The following is a 23,357-nucleotide window of genomic DNA, read 5'->3' as shown; positions in this document are numbered from 1 at the left end:
ATGAGCATCAGTAAAAAAACACTTCAGCATCCGGTACTTACCCTTATTGTCTTCGTACTTTTGGGAATTATCGGAATCTTTACGATAAAAAATGTTGCTATAAGCCTTATGCCTGACGTTGACAGTCCGTATCTTATGGTACGCACGACATATACAAACGCAGGTCCTGAGTCAGTAGAAAAGTCAGTTACGAAAATTCTTGAAGCCCAGCTTATCAGCGTAAGCGGCCTTAAGAACTTGACCAGTACTTCTTCGGAAGGTTCTTCTACTATTTCACTTGAATTCAATTACGGAACAGACCTTGATATTGCTACAAACAATGTAAGGGACAAACTGGACCGTGTTTCAAAATCCCTGCCGGATGACTGTGATTCTCCAAGCATCTTTAAGATGGACAGTGACAGCATGCCTATAATCCGTCTTGCAGTAAAAGGCAACCGTTCCGTTGATGATCTTAAAGTCATCGCAGAAGATACAATAACAGACCTTATTGAACAGACAGACGGCGTTGCAGAAGCTTCTGTATACGGAGGCCGTTCTAAAATAGTACGAATTGAACTGAGCCAGAACCGTCTTGCAGCATACGGACTTACAATTACAGACGTAAACACTGCCCTTGCAAAACAGAACCTTGAACTTGGCGGCGGTAAAATAACGGAAGGTACCACAGACTATTCAATCCGCACGACAGGGGAATTTTCAAGTATCGAAGAAATCAGAAATACAATCATTACGGAAGTAAACGGATATGTCGTAAAACTTTCTGACATCGGAACTGCAGAACTCGGCTACGAAGATAAGACCAGTGAAGTTTACATCAACAGCCTCCCGGGCGTATACATCAGCGTCAGCAAACAGTCCGGAAAAAACAGCGTAACTGTTGCAAATGCAGTCTATGAAAAAATGAAAGAAATAGAAGAAGCAATTCCGGCAGATGTTTCTCTTGAGATTGTTTCTGACACTACTGATTCCATCAGGGACACAATCAACACTCTTATAGAAAGCTGTTACGAAGGACTTCTGCTTGCCGTAATAATTCTTTTCCTCTTCCTGAAAAACTTTAAGTCCACAATCATCATTGCAATCAGCATTCCTCTTTCTCTTGTAATTACAATGCTGTGCATGAGCATGGCAGGAATCACACTGAACATGATGACCCTGACAGGACTTATTCTCGGAGTAGGAATGATTGTAGATGCTTCCATCGTTATGATTGAAAACATCTACGTCTACAGAACCCGCGGTGCAAAACCTAAAGTCGCAGCAGAACTCGGCTCCAGTGAAATGGTAATGTCCGTCGTATCCGGAAACCTTACAACCATATGTGTATTCATACCGTTCCTGTTCTTCCTTAAGGATCTGGAAATGATGGGACAGATGTTCAAGGGAATTATCTTTACAGTAGTAATCGCACTTATTTCATCACTGTTCGTAGCCATCTTCCTTGTTCCGGTTCTTGCAGGAAAATTTCTTCCGCTGTCCAACAGAAAAGAAAAGCCTGTTAAATTCAAGCCTCTTCGCAAATTCTACGAACTGCTGGATATTCCGCTTAATGCCGTTACAAGAGCATACAGAAAAGCACTCAATGCAGCCCTTAACCATCGTGCAGTTACAGTCATAATCTGTGTAAGCGTTCTTGCAGTTTCATTTGCTTTCATTCCAACTTTAAGAATCAACATGATGCCTTCAGGAAGTGACGACAGCGTTACAGTAACTGCAACCCTTCCTACAGGAACAACCTTAAGCGAAACAGCACAGGTAATGACAACTCTTGAACAGATCTGCAAGGATGAAATTAAAGGATATACAAACATCATTACAAGCATCGGTACTGGAAGAGGCACTTCTTCTTCCTACAAGGGAAGCATAGAAATAAAACTGCCGGACAGTGACAGTCAGATTGATACAGCCGCAACCATACAGCAGAAACTCCGCGCCCACTTCAACGATTTTGCCGGAGTAAGATTCAACTTTTCTCAGGGCATGATGAGACAGATGACGGGAAGCGATCTTGTACTTAAAATCAAGTCTGATTCCCTCAATGATGCACTTTCCGTTGCTTCTCAGGTTCGTGAAGTAATGGAATCCATAAGCGACATCGGAGAAGTAAGTATTGACACGGAAGAAGGAGTTCCTGAAGTTGAAGTTGTAATCGACAGACAGAGAGCTTATTCCTTCGGCGTCAACGTAACTACAGTTGCAAAAGAAATCAACTATGCCATCAACGGTGTTACTTCAACAACCTACCGTGACAACGGAAAAGAGTATTCCGTAAAAATCATGTATCAGGATTCTGACAAGCAGAAAGTCATTGACCTTGAACAGATTTATGTAACGGGAACAAACGGCAAGGTAAGCGTTGCAAACTTTGCAGAAGTAAAAAAAGGCCTGGGACCTGTAAGCATCAAGCGCGAAAACCAGACCCGCGTCGTTACTGTAAGTGCTGACATTGTTTCAAATGCAAATGCCCGTGAAGTAGAAAACCTTCTTAAAGAAGAAATAGCTTCTACCTTCATTATTCCTGATAACGTAAACATTACTTACGACGGAACCTGGCAGAGCATGCAGGACCAGAGCAAAACTTACGGCAGCATTATCCTTATGGCAGTCCTGCTGGTATTCGGAGTAATGGCCGGAACTTACGAAAGTTTTAAGGCACCTCTCATCAACCTCTGTACGATTCCGTTCCTTGTAATCGGTGTAGTAGGAATATACAAAATAACAGGTCAGGCTATTTCCATGGTAAGTGCCGTAGGACTGATCATGCTTGTAGGTATCGTAGTAAACAACGGTATCATTCTTGTTGACTATACAAACCTCCTCATAGACAGAGGCTACAAGAAAAAGGAAGCCTGTCTTGAAGCAGGTGCAAGCCGTCTGCGTCCAGTTCTTATGACAACCCTTACTACAATTCTCGGAATGCTGCCGATGTGTTTTGCTACAAGCGGAAGTGCCGCAATGGTTCAGCCTATAGGAGTTGCTGTTGTAGGAGGACTTACCTCTTCTACTTTCGTTACTCTGTTCTTTATTCCAGTTCTTTATTCCCTCATCATGAAGGAAAAGAAAACTCAGAAAAGCCACATCAGGGTTTTACTTGAAGGAAAAACGGAACAGCCTGAAGCTGAAGTTACACAGGAGGATTAAAATGTACAGGGCAGAAATAATTGCAAACCAGTCCGTTCAGGATGACATAATTGAAGTACTTGAAGAAAATATTCCGGGAATACTTTACACAACCGTGCCTCTTGTTACCGGACGTGGAAAATCAAGCTATAAATTAGGAACGGCAACATGGCCTGAAACAAATTTTCTAATGATAAGCTATATTGAAGACGAAGAAAAAACTGCGGTAAAAAAAATCATTGCTGCAGTAAAAGAAAAATTTCCTGATGAAGGAATAAAAGTATTTTTCGTTAAATCAGAATAAATACTGCTAAAAAAAACAGGGGACTGTCCTGACGGGCAATTCCCTGCTGCATTTTAAAATCTAAAACTTAGACATTTCTGACTTACATAACTGATCACAGATTTCGTTGTATTTAAAACCCGCATGACCTTTAACCCATTTCCATTCAATATTCAGCTGATTATAAAGTTCATCAAGGGCAAGCCACAGTTCCTTATTAAGAACAGGCTTTTTTGCAGCCGTACGCCATCCGTTTTTCTTCCAGTTATTTATCCAGGAAGTAATTCCGTTCTTTACATACTGACTGTCGGAATATACACAGATTTTTTTTGAAACCCACTGAGGATTTTTTACAACTGCATCCAGCGCATTGATTGCAGCACTTAATTCCATACGGTTATTTGTAGTCTGAGCTTCTCCGCCGGAAAGTCTGTTTTCATTTTCACCGTCAAGAATGACACACCCCCAGCCGCCCGGCCCGGGATTTCCAAGACAGCCACCGTCTGTATAAATTACTATTTCTTCTGACATAAAAATCTACTCGTCTTTTTTTCTATCGTAATAGCCGGAATCCTCAAGATACTTTCTGCGGGTCATAACAAGATTAAGGATTTCCTGATACATGTTATAGTCAACTTCAATTGCTATCGGAAGAATATAATACTCAGTTTCATTACAGTAGCGGTCAATAAACTCTGAACTGGTAACAAAACCAAGGCTTATCATGTTACTGATTCTGTCAGCACATTTTAAAAGCTTTGCCCGATAACTTCCATTCTCAATAATTCCCCGCAGATATTCATTCTTAAGCTGTCCCTGCTTTTTCGTTACTTCATTCACCAGCGACAGAACTTCCGGACCGTCAGCATCAGCTTTTTCTATAAGAGATGCATCAAATCCGGGAATATCTTCTATGACGTCATGCACAAGACTTGCCTTAAGCAGAACAGGATCCATGTAACCGTAATCAATCAGGATTCCGAAGGTATCTATCTGATGACGGAACATGTTTCCGCCGGCAAATCTCTGCTTACCGATTAAATTCGTTGCAATCTGAATGTAAGGAGCAACGTATGTATTGTTCAACTGAAGCATGTGGGCTGTATCCATGCTGCTGGGCTTATCAACAGCCATTTCATACTTTTTCTTAGCCATAAGTCCTCCTTAAATCAGGCTTCCGCGATTACAGGCTCTTAAGATAACCTTCGAGCTTTTCTATACGCTGCTGACTTTCTGCAAGACGGTCACGTTCCTGCTGAACAACTTCTGCCGGAGCATTTTTTGCAAAGTTTCCGTTAAGCTTATTCTGACTCATCTGGCATGACTTCTGAGCTTTTTCTATTTCTTTTGTAAAGCGGGTCTTAAGCTGATCCTTATTAATGTTCTCATCAACAAGAAGGAAGGCTTCAAATCCGCTTCCTACAGTACCGATTGCCTTTTCAGGAGTCTTATCAATAAATTCAACTTTTGAAAGTCCTGCAAGAAGACTCATCATGTCTGATTTTTCACGGGCAACTTCTGCACTGCTGCCTTTTTCTATCTTAAGGGCAACATTAATTTTTGCAGCAGGTTCAATTCCACATTCAGTACGGAGGGCACGAACCTTTCCGATTATTTCTTTAAGGGAATCAAAACGAAGTGAGATATTCTTATCTTCACGGCCTGCACCAGGTTCAGGATAAGGAGCATTGATAAGCATTCCGTCGTAAACAGAATTGCTGAGTACGCTGCAGTTTCCAGCCTTCTTTCTGTTTTCTACAATCTGAGCAAGAGGAAGCTTTGAATAAATTTCTTCCGTTACAAAAGGAACAAACGGATGCATAAGGCGCAGTGATTCCTCAAGTATGTTAAGAAGAACAGACACTGCCCTGTCCTTTTCATGCTCGTCACCATGCCAGAAACTGAGTTTTGTTGCTTCTACATACCAGTCACAGAATTCATTCCAGAAGAATTCATAAACAGCACTTGAAGCATCGTTATAGCGGTAATTATCAAGAGCTTCACGGGCAGCAGATGCAGCTTTATTAAGTTCAGAATAAATCCAGCGGTCAAGTTCCGTAAGTTCTTCATCCTTTACAGGAATAAGGGTACGGCCCTCAAGATTACCGAGAATATAACGGCTTGCATTCCAGATTTTATTACAGAATTTTGATCCCATCTTGAAAGAATCATTATCTACAAGAATATCCTGACCCTGGGCACAGAGGAAAGAAAGGGTAAACTTAAGAGCATCTGCACCATACTGGTCAATAATTTCCAGAGGATCGATTCCGTTACCGAGAGACTTTGACATCTTGCGGCCCTGCTTATCACGTACAAGACCATGAATATAAATGTCTTTAAACGGAGCCTTTCCTGTAAATTCCAGGCCTGCCATAATCATGCGGGCAACCCAGAAGAAGATGATGTCATAGGCAGTAACAAGAGCCGTTGTCGGATAGAAAGCCTTAAGGTCTTCCGTAGTTTCAGGCCAGCCCAGTGTACTGAAAGGCCAGAGCCAGCTTGAGAACCAGGTATCAAGAACATCAGGATCCTGCTTAAGCTTATCTGCACCGGCACCGCATTTAGGACAGCAGACCGGATCTTCACGGCTTACGATTGTTTCTCCACATTCACAGTACCATGCAGGAATTCTGTGACCCCACCAGATCTGACGGCTGATACACCAGTCACGGATATTTTCAAGCCAGCGGCAGTAGGTGTTTTCCCACTTGCGGGGATAGAATACGATTTCTCCGTCACGCCATGCTTTAAGGGCCTTATCGGCAAGAGGCTTCATTTTTACAAACCACTGGTAAGAAAGATAAGGTTCAACAACCGTCTTACAGCGGTAACAGTGACCTACAGAGTGAACCATTTTTTCTTCACCCTTGAACAGTCCTGCTGCTGTAAGATCTTCTATTACAAGCTTGCGTGCCTGTTCACATTTAAGTCCCCGGTATTTTTCAGGAACATTTTCGTTAAGGGTTCCATCCGGATTAAGAAGGTTGATTACTTCAAGATTATGACGCTTACCAACTTCCCAGTCATTAGGATCATGAGCCGGAGTAATCTTTACCATACCGGTTCCGAATTCCTTGTCTACATATTCATCTGCAATGATAGGAATTTCCTTACCGGTAAGAGGAAGCTTAAGCATTTTGCCTACAAGAGCAGTATAGCGTTCATCAGAAGGGTTTACTGCAACTGCCGTATCTCCGAAAAAAGTTTCAGGACGGGTTGTAGCTACTTCAATTTTTCCGCTTCCGTCAGCATATTCATAATAAAGATGATACATTGCACCCTGTGTATCTACGTGGTCAACTTCATCATCAGCAAGGGCAGTACCGCAGCGCGGGCACCAGTTTACAAGACGCTGACCTTTATACATAAGTCCGCGTTCATACAGGGTAACAAATACATCACGAACAGCTTTTGAAAGACCTTCATCATAAGTAAAGCGTTCACGGTTCCAGTCTACGGAATTACCCAGTTTTTTCTGCTGCTTTACGATAGTGTCATGATGCTCATGAGTAACTTCCCATGTACGTTCTATAAACTTTTCCCGGCCAAGATCGTTGCGGGATTTTCCTTCTTTTTTAAGGGCACGCTCTACTACGTTCTGAGTAGCAATTCCGGCGTGGTCAGTTCCAGGAATCCAGAGGGTATTGTCTCCCTTCATGCGGTGGTAGCGGACTACGATATCCTGCAAAGTATTATTAAGACCATGTCCCATATGAAGAACGCCGGTTACGTTTGGCGGAGGAATTACAACAGTGTATTTTGAGACCGCTGCATTTTTTGAGTTATCAAGATAAGTGTGATGAACAGGTGACTGCTCATCTGATGCCGGGCGGAAATATCCTTTTGAGTCCCAGTCCCTGTAAATTCTGTCTTCAAAATCTTTTGGATTATAAGCTTTTTCTAATTCAATACCCTTCATTTTAACCTCATGATTATTCTTGTTAGTATAACAATTTTTTTTTGCTGACTCAATCTTACAGACTGAATTTATCGTGAAAAATACAGAGATGAATATTGCATAAAATGCAACACTACAATTCTTTTATTTTACTTTACGCAATATTAAAAATCACTATAATGTGGATTGAATAAAATAAACTATATAAAGAGGAAATAGACTATGGAAAAGACTATTGCACTTATTCCCGGAGACGGAATCGGTCCTGACGTTGTTGCAGAAGCCGTAAACGTACTTGATTCAGTTGCAAAAAAATTCGGCCACAAATGGAATTACACAAAAGTTATCGCAGGAGGTTCTGCCATCGATCAGTTTGGAAAACCTCTTCCGGAAGAACAGCTTAAGATTGCCCTGGACAGCGATGCAGCCCTTCTCGGTGCAGTAGGCGGTCCGAAATGGGATAATCTCGCTTCTGAACTCCGTCCGGAAAAAGCCCTTCTCGGACTTCGCGGAGGAATGAAAGTATTTGCAAACCTTCGTCCTGCAGTTATGTGGAAGCAGCTCAAAGACGCCTGCCCTCTTAAGGATGAAATCGTAGGAGACGGACTTGATATCCTTATCGTACGCGAACTTACCGGCGGTATCTACTTCGGAGAAAGAGGAACTTCTGAAGACCAGAACACTGCATGGGATACAGAAAAATACACCCGTCCAGAAATTGAACGCATCGTACGCATGGGATTTGAATATGCTCAGAAACGCCAGAAGAGACTCTGCGTCGTAGACAAGGCAAACATCCTTAATTCATCACAGCTCTGGCGCCGTGTAGCTGAGGATGTAAAGAAGGATTACCCTGACGTAACCCTCTCATACCTTTACATTGACAACGCATCAATGCAGATGGTTCGCAACCCGCGTCAGTTTGACGTAATTGCAACAAGCAACATGTTCGGTGACATTCTTTCTGATGAAGCTTCACAGATTACAGGTTCAATCGGTATGCTTGCTTCTGCTTCCCTTGGTGACGGAACAGGTCCTGGACTTTATGAACCTATCCACGGTTCTGCTCCAGACATCGCAGGTAAAGACCTTGCAAACCCTCTTGCAACAATCCTCAGTGCCGCAATGCTTTTACGCTACAGTTTCGGTCTTGAAACAGAAGCAAAGGCTATTGAAAAGGCTGTAAACGATGTTCTTGATGCAGGATACCGCACCGGAGACATTGCCGGAAGCCACCTTGCAGAAGTAAAGGCTGCAGGCAAACTTGTGGGAACAAAAAAGATGGGTGAACTTGTAGTTGAATACCTGAACAAATAATTTTCCCGAGTAAAAAAGACAGAAAAAAAGCATTCCATATGCAAACTGATAAAAGGACCGCAGTATCTTCAGTGATAATGCGGTTCTTTTTTTTCTCCATACAGCAAAATAGTAAAAAAAAACGCTCTTACTTGAAACTATGCAGTTTTATACACCGTTCACTTTATAAATGAGAATTCCTGAATTAGAATATTAGTATTAAATATTATGGTAAAAACTAACACTGATATTGTATCCGTGTTAATCACCAGTTACACACAGAAACAAGGATTCAAAATGAAATTAAAGGCAAAACTTTTCGTTAAAATCTTCGGTGGATATGCTGCCGCAATAGTAGTAATCAGCATTCTTTCTATAGTAGTACTGATAAACACTATGTCCTTCAGAAGTCTTTCTCACGAAACAGAGCATGAAGTACTTCCAAACGCCCTGAATGCAAAGGAGCTTCAGATACACGTAATTCAGGTACAGCAGTGGCTTACGGATATTTCTGCCACAAGAGGTGCAGAAGGTTTTGACGACGGATACGATGAAGCAGAGGATCACGCCCAGGCCTTCCGCCAGATCATAAACGGCTACAAGACTTTCTTTTCCTCAAAAAATGACAGTGCAAAAGTATCTCAAATGGAAAACATACTGCAGTCTTTTAATAATTTTTACGAAGTTGGAAAACAGATGGCTGCTGCCTATATTGAATACGGACCTGAGCAGGGAAACGAATTCATGGAGAAATTCGATCCCTTTGCAGAAGAGATATACGACGAAGTAAATGCCTTTGTTGAAGAAGAAGTTTCAAATATAACTCAGAACATCGGAACCATTGACAAAGACTCCCACAGTCTTTTTACAGTTTCTACAACAGTAAGCAGCGTTTCTACATTTTTACTGATTATAATTGCCATCTTCATAACAAGAAGCATTACAGTTCCTGTAAAAAAATTTACCGCAATCTTAAAAGATATCTCTGAAGGTGACGGAGACCTGACAAAAAGAATAAACATTAATTCTTCTGACGAAATCGGAGACATGGCAAACTACTTTAACCAGACCTTCGATAAAATCCACACTCTCGTTACCTCTGTAACTCAGCAGGCCCACACACTTGAAAACGTAGGAACTGAACTTGCTGCAAACATGAATGAAACTTCCGCAGCCATAAACGAAATCTCCGAAAACATCCGCAGCATTAAAAACCAGACGATTAACCAGTCTGCAAGCGTTACGGAAACAAGTTCAACCATGGAACAGATTTCCGGAGGCATCAACACCCTTACGGAACTTATTGGTGAACAGACATCCAATATAAATGAATCTTCAAAATCAATTCAGAGCCTCATCGAAAACATTGATTCCGTGGCAGAAACCCTTGTAAGCAACAGCAGGAATATAGAAACCCTTACACAGAACTCTCAGGCAGGTAAGATTGCCCTGGACAAAATTACCGAGGCAATTCAGGAAGTTGCAAAAGAATCAGAAGGACTTCTTGAAATAAGTAAAGTAATTCAGGACATTGCAACACAGACAAACCTTCTTGCCATGAATGCAGCCATAGAAGCAGCTCATGCAGGAGAAACCGGTAAGGGATTTGCCGTAGTAGCAGATGAAGTAAGAAAGCTTGCAGAAAATTCCGCAACCCAGACAAATACCATTACTGCAGTCCTTACAAAAATCAAGGATTCCATCACCGCAGTCATCTCATATTCTGAAGATGTAGTTGCAAGATTCACCCTTATAGAAAACGGCGTAAATACAGTTGCTTCTCAGGAAAACAACATCAGGACAAACATTGAGTCTCAGACTGAACAGAGTAAGACAATAATGGATGCCCTTGAATCACTGAACGGCCTGACTAAAAAAGTTCAGTCAAGTTCAGTTGAGATGCAGAACGGAAGCTCTCAGATTACCTCTGAAGCAAGAAACATGAATACCATTACTCAGGAAATCAGCAGCGGCATGAACGAAATGGCCAGCGGCGCTGACCAGATTACAAAATCTGTTGTTTCGGTTAATGATCTTACAATGGAAAACAAAGCAAGCATAAACCAGCTTATTACTGAAGTTAAAAAGTTTAAGGTCTGATACCTTTGATACCTTTACAGACATAAGTAAGGGACAGTCATTTTCAGGTTATATCTTGAAATAACTGTCCCTTATTTTTTTCGTATTTTTTTTACATTGTATATCCAGGCTTAACAAAAGTATTACTGTCTTTCAATACCTTATCATAAACCTTTTCTTTCCATTCATCCTGAGGAACATCAACAATGCTCACTGAAAAATGTTCCTTTCCACGCTCAAGTTCCCTGGAAGCAGTTTCTACGATTGCTTCTGCAAGACGTTTCTTAATCTGATCATCCCTCCCGGGATACATCTGAATTGTAATGTGCGGCATATTTTCCCCCGTCATAAAATCTCAGGAACAGCAGCAGGCTTTATAATGCAGCTGTCCTGATTAAAATATAAGGGTATTCTCTAGAAATCCACTAATGTGTATTTCTAGAGAATACCGACGAGTTTTAAGTCGTTGTAATATCACGACTTAAAACATCGCTCTTTCAGAGTTATCTCTAAAAATTGCAATTTTTAGAGATTCCCATAATCATCTTCTGCCAAAAGCTTCAAGATTTGCAAGACCTCTTTTAAACTGAGGAATGCGGGCACAGGCTGTCGTATTCAAAGGAGAAGTTTCTCCCCGCTTTAAGAAATGGTAGGCAACTCCGGCAATCATCGCACCATTATCTCCGCAAAGCTTTAACGGAGGGAAAATACATTTAAGTTCTGAATGTTCTGCAAGCATGGCACGGAGGCGGGAATTAGCTGCTACTCCACCGCCGGCCACAACTGTGGTAAGTCCGGTATCCTTTACTGCACGGAGAAGGCGGCTTACCAAAGTTTTACATGCCGTCTCCTGGAAGGAAGCTGCAATATTCTCTACAGTTTTTTCATATCCTTCATTCAAGAAAAAATCTGCCTGATGAATTACGGCCGTCTTTAATCCGCTGAAAGAAACATCATAACGGTGGTCTCCCTTGTCCATTTTCGGAACAGGAAAAGTAAAAGCCTTCGGATCTCCGTTTTTTGCAAGCTTATCAATAATGACGCCTCCAGGATAACCAAGATCATAATACTTGCTGACCTTATCAAAAGCTTCCCCTACACTGTCATCAATAGTAGTTCCTAAAATTTCAAGATCATCAAAACCGTTTACCTTTGCTATGATTGAATGTCCGCCGGAAACCAGAAGTCCCAGATAAGGATACTGAATGTCATTTTCAAGATGAGCTGCATACATATGTCCCAGCATGTGGTTTACAGCATAAAAAGGCTTGTTTACGCTCCAGGCAAGAGTTTTTGCAAAAGTAAGGCCTACAAGAAGGGAACCCATGAGTCCCGGACGGTTAGTTGCAGCAATTGCATCCACGTCTTCAAGTTTCATGGAAGCTTCATTAAGAGCCTGCCTTACTACCGGAAGAATCCATTCAGCATGCTTACGGCTTGCAATTTCCGGAACTACTCCCTTATAAATCTGATGAAAAGGAATCTGAGTAGCAACTACATTGCTTATGATTTTTTTTCCGTCTTCTACGATTGCACAGGCTGTTTCGTCACAGCTGCTTTCTATTCCCAATACTAACATAATATCTCCTGACCATGCAGTAAAACTGCACAAGTCCTTATTTTTTCAACATTGAAGGTGTGGCAAACCTGTAGCCCTTTTCAACCAGATACGGATACATTTCCGTAAGCAGGGCCGGAAGAATGTTTGCAGACTTATCCACATGACCTATCATTATAGCCGTTCCTTTTTTATTGGCAACCTCAAGACAGCCATAAATTTCTTTAAGCATGGCTTCCCTTGTAAGAACATTGTCGATATAAGGAGCATTTTTTTCAAAGATTGCCATATCCCTTTCCAGAGCAGCCTGAGGAGCTTTAGTATCCGCTGTAGTACGGCTGTCTAAAAAATAGATTCCCCTTTCGGAACAGACTTCAAGAACGGCTCCTATTTTTATCTGGTCAGAAGTAATAAGGGAGCCTTCATGGTTATTCATTCCCTTTACACCTGGACCTATTTCATCAAGGTTTTCCTTTACGGTACGGGCAATGTCATAAGTACCCATGTCAGCGGTAATGGCTCCGGGGCCTGGATTAAGGTTTACATTCAGGGACTGCATCGGCTGATGAAGTATAAGTTCCTTTCCGGAAGAACGGACTAAATAAGCACAATCCTTCGAATGAGAAAGTTTCGGAAGAACAGCAATCGTTACCGGAAACGGCAGGGAAGTATACTTTTTTGTTTTTTCCACGCTTAATCCCGCATCATCAATGATAAAAACGAGAGTTGCATTTGCAGAAGCCTTCGGAATGTTAAACTTTTCCGGAAGCTGAACAACCGGATTTCTGTTATCTGCAGAGGCAATTCTTTCCTGAGGCTTTATTGAAACATTACTGCTTTCTTTTTTTTCTGAAGGAAGATTCTTTTTATCCTGATTTCCGGAATCTGAATTCACAGCAGGAGCTTCAAGTTGTGAAACTTTTTTTTCTGAAGGCTTTACCTTTTCTGAATCCGGTTCCGCCGGCTTTGAGACTGAAGGTTTTGCAGAAACTGCCTCAACAGCAGGAGCATGTCTTTTTTCAGAATCACTTCCCCTTCCTGCAAACATGAAATTCATAAAAAGGAGAAGTCCGCATAAAAAAGCAAGTACGGAACATAATGCAATTACACTGGAATTTTTTAGCTGAACCTTAGGCTTCTTTCTGCCCGCAGTTTTTCTTGCAGGAGAACGGCGTCTTACAGGCTTTTTCTTACTGGCTGACATACTTCCCTATTGTGACGGAATTTGCATAAAATTTCCACCGGATAAAAAAAATACCGCCCGTGCAAAACTTACACGGACGGCCACACAAAAAAAGGGAGGAAAATGAATGAGTCCAAGTATGTTCTGACAAAACATCCTGCTCATCATCTGCGTAAAAACTGTCTTTCGAACTCAGTATTCACGCTTATATTGATTACCGGACATGTATGCGCATCCGGAAACCTTAAACAGCAGCATTCACTGCATGTTTCAAATGTTTTACCGCACGGATTTCAGTCTGACGTACAGCTTCAGGAGTAACACCCATGATCTTTCCAATCTCGCGCAGTGTTTTTGAATGCAGATCGTTGGCAAAGTTATAACGATACTTAAGTACCTTCTGTTCATTTACCGGAAGTGCATCCATAAGCGAATACAGGTGACGTTTTTCTTCCTCCAGCATAAGTTTCTCTTCGGGAGTACAGGAAGTATCCGGAATCACCGACACAAGGGTAGAAGAATCATCGTCACCAGTTTCACAGTCCAGCGAAGCTACCGTATATGCATAGCTGAATATGGCTTTAAGTTCATCAATATTCATGCCAAGATAAACGGCAACATCCTCTTCAGAAGGCTCGTTTCCCGTAAGTTCATACAAATAGGCCTGTGCGTCTCTTACGCGGCGAAGAAGTTCTTCCTTTCTGGCCGGCAATGAAATGAACTGGGTGCGAGATTTTACAAAGCGCAGCATATACTGGGCAATCCATGCATATGCATACGTAGAAAACCTTGTATTAAAAGAAAAATGGTACTTTCCGGCTGCAACCATAAGTCCCATATTTCCTTCCTGTATCAAATCCATAACGTCAGCAGGAGTCCTGCTGAATTTAAGGGCAACGCTTACAACAAGACGAAGATTTGAATTCACGAGGGAAGAAAGTGCTTTTTTATCCCCCTTCTGAATTTTTTTAGACAAATCAACTTCCTGTTCAACTGTAAGCAGCGGGAACTGCTGTATCTGCCTGAGGTAAGCAGAATCTATCTCATTTTTCATGGTTCCAAGATCTCCTTTTGATAAGTTTCATTTTCTGTCACTAATAAATATAGCAACATCCGTGCCAACTAAAAAATTTTACTGAATTCATACATATAATTTTCAAAAGTTTATCTTAACTCTATATAATATAACGAATTATTTTTTTCAGATTTTTTTTAAGTCTTCAAAGTAAATTTCAGGTAAATTTACGGTAAGTGTGCAAATTTTTATAACAATAGTTATAAATTTGTATACAGTGTATAAAATTTCATACAGATTTTTTCTAAAAAAATTCTCTATTTTTTAGAAAAAGTGCAATATTTTTAACTATTTTTACTTAACTACTTCTTTACACAGTAACATCTCGCTGTACGATACAATTGTCAGGCGTAAACTGCACAAACTTGACTGCTAAATAAGAAGAATATAGAATGGATATAATGAAACCTGTTTTAATAAAAGAATTACTTACATCTAATCCCGACGGACGTTCAGTCAGCGTATACGGATGGATCCGTTCAGTAAGAGACTCAAAAAACCTCGTATTCGTTCAGGTGAACGACGGTAGCTGCTTTGCAAACATTCAGCTCACCTTTGACAGATCTTCTCCAGATGCAAATGCAGACGTTCAGAATATTGAAGACAACCTCAAGAAACTCTCTACCGGAGCATCGGTAAAAGCAGACGGAATCATCATTCCCAGTCCGGCAAGCGGTCAGGCTGTAGAAATTACACTCCAGCACCTTGAATGCCTGGGAACCTGTCCTCCGGAAGAATATCCTCTTCAGAAAAACAAAATGTCCATGGAATACCTCAGGGACAATGCACACCTGCGCGCACGCACCAATACCTTCGGTGCAGTTTTCCGCGTAAGGAGCCAGATGGCTTTTGCAGTTCATTCCTTCTTCCAGGAAAGAGGCTTCCAGTACATCAATGCCCCGGAAATCACCTGTTCAGACTGTGAAGGCGCAGGAGAAATGTTCCAGGTTACAACCCTTTCCCTTGAAAAAATTGCGGAACTGGGTGTAAAAGCCGGTGCAGGCGGAATGAAAATTGAAGATGCACACAAAATCGTAGACTATTCCAAAGATTTCTTCGGAAAAAAGGCAAGCCTTACAGTATCAGGCCAGCTGGAAGCAGAAACAATGGCTACTTCCCTGAGCCGTGTATACACATTCGGCCCGACCTTCCGTGCAGAAAACTCAAATACCCCCCGCCACCTGTCAGAATTCTGGATGATTGAACCGGAAATGGCTTTCTTCGACCTTAATGATGACATGGACATTCAGGAAGAATTCGTAAAATACCTTCTTAACTGGGCCCTTACAAAGTGCCGTGCAGACCTTGAATTCTTCGACAAGCGCATTCAGCCGGGACTCATCAAGAGCCTTGAAGCAGTTGCAAACGCAGATTTTGTACGCATTTCATATACAGATGCAATTGCAGAACTGGAAAAGCACGCTTCTGAAGCAAAATTCGAGTTCAAGCCTTACTGGGGCTGCGACATTGCCACAGAACATGAGCGCTACCTTACAGAAAAAATTTTCAAAAAGCCAGTTATGGTTTATAATTATCCTAAAGAAATCAAATCATTCTACATGAAGCAGAATGAAGACGGTAAGACTGTAAAAGCAGTTGATGTTCTTGTTCCTGGAATCGGAGAACTTATCGGCGGCTCAGAACGCGAAGAAAACTACGACAAGCTTCTTGCTGCAATCAAAGACCGCAACATGGATGAATCCATCTACGACTGGTACCTTGATCTCCGTAAGTTCGGTACAGTTCCCCATTCAGGATTCGGACTAGGATTTGAAAGGCTTATCCGCTATGTTACCGGAATGGAAAACATACGCGACGTAATTCCTTATCCAAGAGCACCGAAACTCGCAGATTTCTAAAGCAGTTAATCTGCCGGATTACAGATTCAGGCAGATACAAGGAGACGGAATGACTGAAGATGAAAAAAACAACGAAAATAACCTTGCCAGAGCACAGATCTTTGGGAAGAAAGTCTTTTTTATCAACCCTGCATATTCAATAAGGCAGGACGTCATTCCGAGACTGCAGGACAAAGAATTTGAAATATACATCATAGACAGCTATAAGGATGCAAAAAACGTCCTGAGGCTGCATGAAAGTTCTGTCTGCTTTATAAATGTAGATGCACAGCTTTCAATTGACGCATGGTTCAACTTCATTAAGTCCTTTGAAAAAGAAATGACCCTCAGGTCCGTCTTTGTCGGTATCATTTCAGAAAGAATCCGTCGGGAAGACCGTTCCATCTTCCTGTCAGAAGCAAATATTCCCGGCGGAATCATTACCGTTGATGAAAGTACGGACGCAATCACTACAGAAATAGAAAACATACTCGTAGAATGCAATGCAAAAGGCATGAGGCAGTATGTCCGGGCAAAAATCACTAACGAGCGGGATGCACAGATGTTCTGGACTTCCGATGACAAGCTTTTCCAGATGAAACTGCTGGACATAAGCTCCGTAGGAATGTGCGTTAAAGTTCCGGCACAAATGATTAACCTGGCACAGAAAAACACGGTCCTCAGAGACCTGACGCTTAGAATCGGTCCTAAACAGTACGTAGTAGACGCCATAGTCTTTGCCATTAAACCTGACGTAGACGGAATCAACTGGATCCTCCTGCTGCATCCCAACACTCCGGCTCAGGTAAAGACAGCAATCAGGGCCTATGTTTCTGAAACCATTCAAAAACAGATGATGGTATCAATAAACAACAAGGCTGAAGACACTACTGACTACAATGGAATTCCATATTACAAGCTTGTTTCCGGACGTAAAAAGTCATCATGACTGAATTCCTGATAAAAGGCAGCATGATAAAAGAGTTTTTATGACAAGGCGGAAGTTTACACTAACAACTTTTCTTCAATCCTTATATCTGACGTTTGGATTCTTTCTCAGTAATGACCTTTTTTCTTACGCATCAGCCTGCGCCTTCGGTTTTCTTCTTTCGTTTGCACCGCTGGCACTTATGATAGTAGTTGTCCTGGTGCGGATCATGCATGCTTCCCCTTCCCTGCTGACTTCCTTTCTCAACAGGATTCCTTTTTTTGAAAGCATACAGAACATTCAGGCTTCAATGGACAAATTTCTGGACGTAAACAGCGTTTCTTTTTTTGAATTTGCCATCGTAATCGCAATCATACTCATGGCAAGACGCTTCTTTGCATCAATTATCGGAAGCCTTATAAAAATCTTCGGGCAGGAACAGAAAAAACGCCCTGTCATAAACCAGTTTTTCATTCTTGCGGGAGAAGCCCTTATCGTCGTCCTTCTTGCAAGCATAACATTCCTGGTAATTACTGCAAAAACTATAACTGACATTCCTGACGTACACAACTTTCTTAAAAATCACAGCCGCTTTTTAAGTTTTCTCATAGACCTTATTTTAGGCCGGCTGCCTTACCTGATTCTTTTTTTTATGACTGTCCTGGCTTACAGGGAAGGCTCCCGTACAAAACCTTCGTTTTTAATAACAATGATAATGGCGGCTGCAAGTACGTTCATTTTCTCTGTAGTTTTAAGGATAATGCTGGAATTCATCAATTTTAACGCCTATAACATCATTTACGGGGTCCTGGGGAACGCAATAGTGCTTCTGCTTGGTGTATTCATGTTTTTCGTAATTTTCCTCTTCTTTGCCCAGTGGCTGTTCGTATACCAGTTTTTTGACACACTGCTGCTGTGCGAACTTTATATTCTGCCGGACCATAATGAACCGGGAATCTTTGCAACCATAAAACGGGCCCTTTTTATCAGGCCGGATCACCTGATGATAAAAAACGAAAACCTTATTTTCTACAAACAGAATGAACACATATATTCCCTGAACGAAGAAAGCACGGATGCCTACTACCTTGTACGGGGAACAGTCAAACTTCAGACAAAAAACCACATTTCCTTTATAGAACGGGGCAAATTCTTTGGAGAGGAAGCCTGCATGCTGAACGGAATACGGACGGAAGATGCAGTAGCCTGTACAGATGTTGACGTAATCCGCATTCCGGAAGAGACCTTCTTTTCGCTTCTGGAGAGAAATCCTAAAGTAAGCAGAAAAGTTCTTTCATTAATCAGCAATTACTTTTCAAAGTTTTATGGACTAAGCCGGAATTTATAAATATAATGCACGGATATTATTGGTGAATCTAAAGCTACGGCTAAAACGGAGTATATATGACCAAGTACATTTTCATTACAGGCGGTGTTGTTTCGGGGCTGGGAAAAGGTATTGCCGCTGCCAGTCTGGGACTCATCCTTAAAAGCCGCGGATTAAAGGTAGTAAATCAGAAATTTGATCCTTATCTTAACATTGACCCGGGAACAATGAATCCTATTCAGCATGGAGAAGTTTTTGTAACGGATGACGGAGCAGAAACGGACCTTGATCTGGGACACTACGAGCGTTTTACAGATGCTACCCTTTCTCAAAGTTCAAATACTACAGCCGGAAGGGTTTATCTTTCTGTATTAAATAATGAACGTGAAGGAAAATACCACGGAGGAACTGTACAGGTAATTCCAAACGTAACTGAAGAAATAAAAAGACGCATGCTTCTTTCTACACAGGAAACGGGAGCAGACGTAATCATAACGGAAATCGGCGGTACTGCCGGTGATATTGAAAGCCTTCCGTTTATTGAATGTATACGCGAACTTAAATATGAGCTTGGGGAAGAAAACTGCTGTTACATTCACCTTACCCTTGTTCCTTTCATGAAAAAGGCCAATGAAATCAAGACTAAGCCTACACAGCATTCCGTAAAGGAACTGCAGCAGCTGGGTATTCAGCCGAACATCCTCATGCTCCGTACGGAAATAGAAATACCGGAAGCAACAAAAGAAAAGCTTGCCCTGTTCTGCAATGTTGATACAGACTGCGTTATACAGAACCTGAATGCAAAATCAATTTACGAAGTTCCCCTTAACATGGAAAAAGAAGGCCTGGGAAATGCCGTATGCAAGATTCTCGGCATCACCGGAAGGGAAACTCACCTTGAAAAATGGGCAGAAATGGTTCACGTGTTCGAAAATCCGAAGCACCATGTTAAAATTGCCCTTGTCGGGAAATATGTCGAGCTTCACGATGCTTACCTCAGCGTAGTTGAAAGCCTTATTCATGCAGGAATTGCCAACGAAAGCGAAGTAGAAATAGACTGGGTTGATTCAGAAAAGATAACGGATGATGCTTCTGCAAAAGAAAAGCTTGCAGGTGCAGACGGCATCATTGTTCCGGGAGGCTTCGGCAGCCGCGGTATAGAAGGAATGATTCTTACTGCAAAATATGCCCGTACAAACAAAGTTCCTTACATGGGTATCTGTCTCGGCATGCAGATTCTTGTAATTGAATATGCCCGCAACGTTTTAGGCTGGACAGATGCAAATTCAACGGAAATCAATCCTGATACGACACATCCTGTAATTGACCTTATGCCTGATCAGAACGGCAAAATTCTCGGAGGAACCCTCCGCCTGGGTAAATTTGAATGTGCGGTTACACCGGGAACCCTTACGGAAAAAGCCTACGGTTCAACTACAATCTGGGAACGTCACCGTCACCGCTATGAATTCAACAATAAATACAGAGACGAACTTAAAAAAGCAGGTCTCATAATCGCCGGAGTAAACCCGGAAAGAGATCTTGTAGAAGTATGTGAGGTTCCGGATCATCCATGGATGGTTGCAGGCCAGTTCCATCCTGAATTCAAGAGCCGCCCGGATAAGGCAGGTCCTTTATTCAGAGATTTCATAACAGCATCATTAAAAAACAAAATCTAGGAGAAAAATATGGCACGTTCCAAAATCGTAGTCCTTGACTTTGGCTCACAGTATGCCCATCTTATCGCAAAACGCATGCGTTCCATGGGATATTACACTGAGATTGCCCTTCCTTCTGCTGACATAAAAGAATTTGAAAATGCAAAGGGAATAGTTTTTTCGGGAGGACCAAGTTCGGTCTATGATGAAAAAGTGCCTGAGTTCAATGAAAAAATTCTTGAACTTGATGTTCCTATACTCGGGCTTTGCTACGGACACCAGCTTATTGCTAAAAGCTACGGTGCAGAGGTAGGCAAAGCAGAAACAGGAGAATTCGGTTTTGCCCGCCTTGAACTTAACGAAGCAGGCAAGGCTTCTCCTCTCTTTAAAGACGTTTCTTCTGTAACTCAGGTCTGGATGAGCCATCAGGACGGTGTCCTTTCTCTGGCAGAGGGATTTGAAGTCATAGGAAAAACAAAAGACTGCCCTTATGCAGCCCTTCAGAACCTTAAAAAGAAGCGTTTTTCCCTTCAGTGTCACTGTGAAGTAAAAGATACCCCTGAAGGAAACAAAATATTTGCAAACTTTGCTTCATTCTGCGGAATGGAAAAAAACTGGGATGAAGATACAGTTCTTAATCACATAATCGAATCCATAAAAAAGGATGCAAAAGACAGGAACGTACTTCTTTTCCTTAGCGGCGGGGTAGATTCTACAGTTGCCTTTGCCCTCCTGAACAAAGCCCTGGGACAGGAAAGGGTTCTCGGACTTCACATTGACAACGGATTCATGCGTAAAAACGAAAGTGCTTCCGTTGCTAAAGCCTATACAGACTTCGGTTTTAATAACTTTATCGTAAAAGATGCGGGAGATTCCTTCCTTAAAGCCGTAGAAGGCCTTACTGACCCTCAGAAAAAGAGAATGGCTGTAGGTGAAAACTTTATTAAAGTACGGGACCAGGTTGTTGCAGAGCAGAAGCTTGATGAATCAAAGTGGATGCTTGCTCAGGGAACTCTCTATCCTGATATCATCGAATCCGGCGGAACAAAGAATTCAAAGACTATAAAAACCCATCATAACCGTGTAGACGGAATCCAGAAGCTTATTGAACAGGGACTCATCATAGAACCTCTGAAGGATCTGTACAAAGATGAAGTCCGTGCCATGGGTAAAAAACTGGGATTAAGCGACGACCTTGTAATGCGTCATCCCTTCCCGGGACCGGGCTTAAGCATAAACGTACTCTGCTCAGACGGAAAAATCTCTGATGCAGACAAAGAAGAATATAAGGAAGCAGAAAAGGAACTTAATCAGATTGAACTGGATATGTTCTGTGAAGACTGCTCTAAGGAACTTGAAAAATCAGTACTTCCGGTACGCTCTGTAGGTGTTCAGGGAGACTTCAGAACTTACAGATTCCCGGCTGTCATCGCTTTTAAGAAACTTGACGGAGGATTCAGGCATCTTCCAAAATTCTGGGAAAAACTCGATGCCGCTTCTGTAAAAATCACTAATTCTTCAAAGCACATCAACAGATGCATCATAAAACTGTGGCAGAATCCCTATGTAGAGGACTCAGACTTTAAGATTCAGGAAGGATACTGTACAAAAGACCGTCTGGATCAGCTGAGGGAAGCAGACAAAATCGTACTTGATGACCTTCATAACGCCAACTGGTACTCAAAGATTTTCCAGCATCTGACGATAAACATTCCTTATGCAACGGAAAAAGACCATTTCAGTATTGTACTTCGTCCGGTATGTTCAGAAGACGTAATGACCGCAAGATTTGCCCGGCTGCCACACGACCTGCTCACAGCAATGGTACTGCAGCTGTCCAAACTAAACAAAATCGACGCCATCTTCTACGACCTGACCAACAAACCCCCTGCAACCTTCGGATGGGAGTAAATCGACCTGAATGGTCGATTTACGCTGAAATGAAAGTGCAGTTTGCCGAAGGCAAGAAGTCTCCGAAGTGAAAGCTTTGACCTGAATGGTCGATTTACGCTGGAATGAAAGTGCGGTTTGCCGAAGGCAAGAAGCACTTTCATGGAAGCTTTTGCTGAACGCAAAAATTACGCTGGAATGAAAGTGCGGTTTGCCAAAGGCAAGAAGCACTTTCATGGAAGCTATTGACCGCTCAGGCAAACAATTCCTTTATACCTGCGTCAACATCAAGCTTCTCTGCATAATCCCTGGCAGTAAATCCCCTGCCGTCCTTTATGTCAAATGAAGCTCCGGCTTTTATAAGAAGCCTTGCCATATCCACAAGATTAAGCTTTATGGCTGTCATCAGCGGCGTAACTCCAGACAGATCCTGTTTATTAACATCAGCGCCGCCATCAATAAGAATCTGCATGATTTCAGGATTATTCTTAGATACGGCAAAGCTCAAAAGCGGCTCCTTATTAAAATCTGCATGACAGTTTACATCATGACCGGCTTTAACGAGAGTTTCCAGATAATCAATACGGTTAAAGAATACTGCAATATAAATCGTCTTATAGAAATCAAATGCAATAAATTCTGCATCATCACACTTACAATAACCATATTCTGCATCCAGTGACTTACCCCAGATACAGTCACGGCCAAGTTCAATGTAATTAAAAAAGAATTCTTCCCGTCTTTCCGCAAAATTCACTCCATTAACAATTAAATCACCGGGAAAAGCATTCAGGCTTTTTTTAGGATTCTTCTTAAGACAAAGATAAAAAGAAAGAACTCTCGTATTATCTTCATAATCTGAACGTGTCCTCAAACCAAGTTCATTCCACTGACAGATTTCAAAAAATTTATGCTCAGGATCCTGCCAGTAACGTTCATCCGGCTGACCTATAACAGCAATCAGATCTTCTAGCAAAAAAAACGGTTCAAGAGGTTTTCCATTAATTTCAAGACCATTTTCCGACACATTTAAGACTGGTAAATTTGTTTTTGTATTCTGCACGATTCTCAAAATTCTGAAGGTTTAATACTTACAGAAAGAAAACACAGGAACCATTCCTGAAATTCATCCGTAAACAAAAAACATTCATTAATCCTTTTCTAGTTTTATTTGTATAAAAGAATATCATAAAAAGAATATAATAAGTCAACATAAAA

General features: G+C 41.7%; 17 protein-coding genes. 9 read left to right on the top strand and 8 right to left on the bottom strand.

What is annotated here, in order from left to right:
- A complete protein-coding gene (locus HNP77_RS08775) occupies positions 1-3,144 on the top strand; it encodes an efflux RND transporter permease subunit (protein ID WP_184652792.1) in 3,144 nt (1,047 codons plus the stop codon).
- A gap of 1 nt (position 3,145) precedes the next feature.
- Positions 3,146-3,427, top strand: coding sequence for a PG0541 family transporter-associated protein (locus HNP77_RS08770; protein ID WP_184652791.1), 282 nt, complete (start codon positions 3,146-3,148; stop codon positions 3,425-3,427).
- Positions 3,428-3,487: 60 nt separating this feature from the next.
- Here the strand turns inward: HNP77_RS08770 and rnhA are convergent, their stop codons facing one another.
- From rnhA to HNP77_RS08755, 3 genes are read right to left on the bottom strand one after another with little or no spacing between them, the layout of a single operon-like run.
- Positions 3,488-3,937, bottom strand: coding sequence for a ribonuclease HI (rnhA, locus tag HNP77_RS08765; protein WP_184652790.1), 450 nt, complete (start codon positions 3,935-3,937; stop codon positions 3,488-3,490).
- 6 nt (positions 3,938-3,943) lie between these two features.
- Entirely contained in the window at positions 3,944-4,540 is a 597-nt protein-coding gene (locus HNP77_RS08760) for a nucleotidyltransferase family protein (protein WP_184652850.1), read from the bottom strand.
- A gap of 49 nt (positions 4,541-4,589) precedes the next feature.
- Positions 4,590-7,328: a valine--tRNA ligase gene (locus HNP77_RS08755; RefSeq protein WP_184652789.1), complete on the bottom strand. Its 2,739-nt coding sequence runs from the start codon at positions 7,326-7,328 to the stop codon at positions 4,590-4,592.
- A 201-nt stretch (positions 7,329-7,529) separates the two neighbouring features.
- On the opposite strand from HNP77_RS08755, the gene leuB reads away from it, so the two are divergent.
- Both leuB and HNP77_RS08745 read left to right on the top strand, forming a co-directional pair.
- Entirely contained in the window at positions 7,530-8,624 is a 1,095-nt protein-coding gene (leuB, locus tag HNP77_RS08750; RefSeq protein ID WP_184652788.1) for a 3-isopropylmalate dehydrogenase, read from the top strand.
- A gap of 276 nt (positions 8,625-8,900) precedes the next feature.
- Complete coding sequence (locus tag HNP77_RS08745; protein WP_184652787.1) at positions 8,901-10,703, top strand: methyl-accepting chemotaxis protein; 1,803 nt, start codon at positions 8,901-8,903, stop codon at positions 10,701-10,703.
- Between the two features lie 91 nt (positions 10,704-10,794).
- On the opposite strand, the gene HNP77_RS08740 is transcribed toward HNP77_RS08745, so the two are convergent.
- The 4 genes from HNP77_RS08740 to HNP77_RS08725 form a co-directional block, all read right to left on the bottom strand.
- Entirely contained in the window at positions 10,795-11,016 is a 222-nt protein-coding gene (locus HNP77_RS08740; protein WP_184652786.1) for a tautomerase family protein, read from the bottom strand.
- A 207-nt stretch (positions 11,017-11,223) separates the two neighbouring features.
- Positions 11,224-12,261: a tRNA (adenosine(37)-N6)-threonylcarbamoyltransferase complex transferase subunit TsaD gene (gene tsaD, locus HNP77_RS08735; RefSeq protein WP_184652785.1), complete on the bottom strand. Its 1,038-nt coding sequence runs from the start codon at positions 12,259-12,261 to the stop codon at positions 11,224-11,226.
- 37 nt (positions 12,262-12,298) lie between these two features.
- Positions 12,299-13,444: a divergent polysaccharide deacetylase family protein gene (locus tag HNP77_RS08730; protein WP_184652784.1), complete on the bottom strand. Its 1,146-nt coding sequence runs from the start codon at positions 13,442-13,444 to the stop codon at positions 12,299-12,301.
- Between the two features lie 223 nt (positions 13,445-13,667).
- Positions 13,668-14,477, bottom strand: a complete 810-nt coding sequence (locus HNP77_RS08725) for a sigma-70 family RNA polymerase sigma factor (protein WP_184652783.1) — start codon at positions 14,475-14,477, stop codon at positions 13,668-13,670.
- 422 nt (positions 14,478-14,899) lie between these two features.
- Here HNP77_RS08725 and asnS point away from each other — a divergent pair, with 422 nt between their 5' ends.
- The 5 genes from asnS to guaA are packed head-to-tail and all read left to right on the top strand — an operon-like array spanning position 14,900 to position 22,160.
- Positions 14,900-16,357 (top strand): asparagine--tRNA ligase, encoded by a 1,458-nt coding sequence (asnS, locus tag HNP77_RS08720; RefSeq protein WP_184652782.1) that lies wholly within the window; start codon positions 14,900-14,902, stop codon positions 16,355-16,357.
- A gap of 49 nt (positions 16,358-16,406) precedes the next feature.
- Positions 16,407-17,285, top strand: coding sequence for a hypothetical protein (locus HNP77_RS08715; protein WP_184652781.1), 879 nt, complete (start codon positions 16,407-16,409; stop codon positions 17,283-17,285).
- Between the two features lie 40 nt (positions 17,286-17,325).
- A complete protein-coding gene (locus HNP77_RS08710) occupies positions 17,326-18,612 on the top strand; it encodes a YhjD/YihY/BrkB family envelope integrity protein (protein WP_184652780.1) in 1,287 nt (428 codons plus the stop codon).
- A gap of 56 nt (positions 18,613-18,668) precedes the next feature.
- Entirely contained in the window at positions 18,669-20,270 is a 1,602-nt protein-coding gene (gene pyrG / locus HNP77_RS08705) for a CTP synthase (protein WP_184652779.1), read from the top strand.
- Between the two features lie 9 nt (positions 20,271-20,279).
- Complete coding sequence (gene guaA, locus HNP77_RS08700; protein ID WP_184652778.1) at positions 20,280-22,160, top strand: glutamine-hydrolyzing GMP synthase; 1,881 nt, start codon at positions 20,280-20,282, stop codon at positions 22,158-22,160.
- Between the two features lie 232 nt (positions 22,161-22,392).
- Here the strand turns inward: guaA and HNP77_RS08695 are convergent, their stop codons facing one another.
- Positions 22,393-23,202 (bottom strand): ankyrin repeat domain-containing protein, encoded by an 810-nt coding sequence (locus tag HNP77_RS08695; RefSeq protein ID WP_184652777.1) that lies wholly within the window; start codon positions 23,200-23,202, stop codon positions 22,393-22,395.
- Between the last annotated feature and the right edge of the window lie 155 nt (positions 23,203-23,357).

Origin of the sequence: Treponema rectale (genome assembly GCF_014202035.1) — a bacterium.
GTDB classification, from domain to species: domain Bacteria; phylum Spirochaetota; class Spirochaetia; order Treponematales; family Treponemataceae; genus Treponema_D; species Treponema_D rectale.
Note: the sequence above shows the minus strand (reverse complement) of the source record. Positions and strands in the feature narration are given on the sequence as shown.

Excerpts from the sequence above, each read along its gene's own strand:
- HNP77_RS08770 (WP_184652791.1), top strand. The coding sequence starts at position 3,146 with ATGTACAGGGCAGAAATAATTGCAAACCAGTCCGTTCAGGATGACATA.
- HNP77_RS08775 (WP_184652792.1), top strand. The coding sequence starts at position 1 with ATGAGCATCAGTAAAAAAACACTTCAGCATCCGGTACTTACCCTTATT.
- rnhA (WP_184652790.1), bottom strand. The coding sequence starts at position 3,937 with ATGTCAGAAGAAATAGTAATTTATACAGACGGTGGCTGTCTTGGAAAT.
- leuB (WP_184652788.1), top strand. The coding sequence starts at position 7,530 with ATGGAAAAGACTATTGCACTTATTCCCGGAGACGGAATCGGTCCTGAC.
- guaA (WP_184652778.1), top strand. The coding sequence starts at position 20,280 with ATGGCACGTTCCAAAATCGTAGTCCTTGACTTTGGCTCACAGTATGCC.
- HNP77_RS08730 (WP_184652784.1), bottom strand. The coding sequence starts at position 13,444 with ATGTCAGCCAGTAAGAAAAAGCCTGTAAGACGCCGTTCTCCTGCAAGA.
- HNP77_RS08710 (WP_184652780.1), top strand. The coding sequence starts at position 17,326 with ATGACAAGGCGGAAGTTTACACTAACAACTTTTCTTCAATCCTTATAT.
- pyrG (WP_184652779.1), top strand. The coding sequence starts at position 18,669 with ATGACCAAGTACATTTTCATTACAGGCGGTGTTGTTTCGGGGCTGGGA.
- asnS (WP_184652782.1), top strand. The coding sequence starts at position 14,900 with ATGAAACCTGTTTTAATAAAAGAATTACTTACATCTAATCCCGACGGA.
- HNP77_RS08745 (WP_184652787.1), top strand. The coding sequence starts at position 8,901 with ATGAAATTAAAGGCAAAACTTTTCGTTAAAATCTTCGGTGGATATGCT.
- HNP77_RS08715 (WP_184652781.1), top strand. The coding sequence starts at position 16,407 with ATGACTGAAGATGAAAAAAACAACGAAAATAACCTTGCCAGAGCACAG.
- tsaD (WP_184652785.1), bottom strand. The coding sequence starts at position 12,261 with ATGTTAGTATTGGGAATAGAAAGCAGCTGTGACGAAACAGCCTGTGCA.
- HNP77_RS08755 (WP_184652789.1), bottom strand. The coding sequence starts at position 7,328 with ATGAAGGGTATTGAATTAGAAAAAGCTTATAATCCAAAAGATTTTGAA.
- HNP77_RS08740 (WP_184652786.1), bottom strand. The coding sequence starts at position 11,016 with ATGCCGCACATTACAATTCAGATGTATCCCGGGAGGGATGATCAGATT.
- HNP77_RS08725 (WP_184652783.1), bottom strand. The coding sequence starts at position 14,477 with ATGAAAAATGAGATAGATTCTGCTTACCTCAGGCAGATACAGCAGTTC.
- HNP77_RS08760 (WP_184652850.1), bottom strand. The coding sequence starts at position 4,540 with ATGGCTGTTGATAAGCCCAGCAGCATGGATACAGCCCACATGCTTCAG.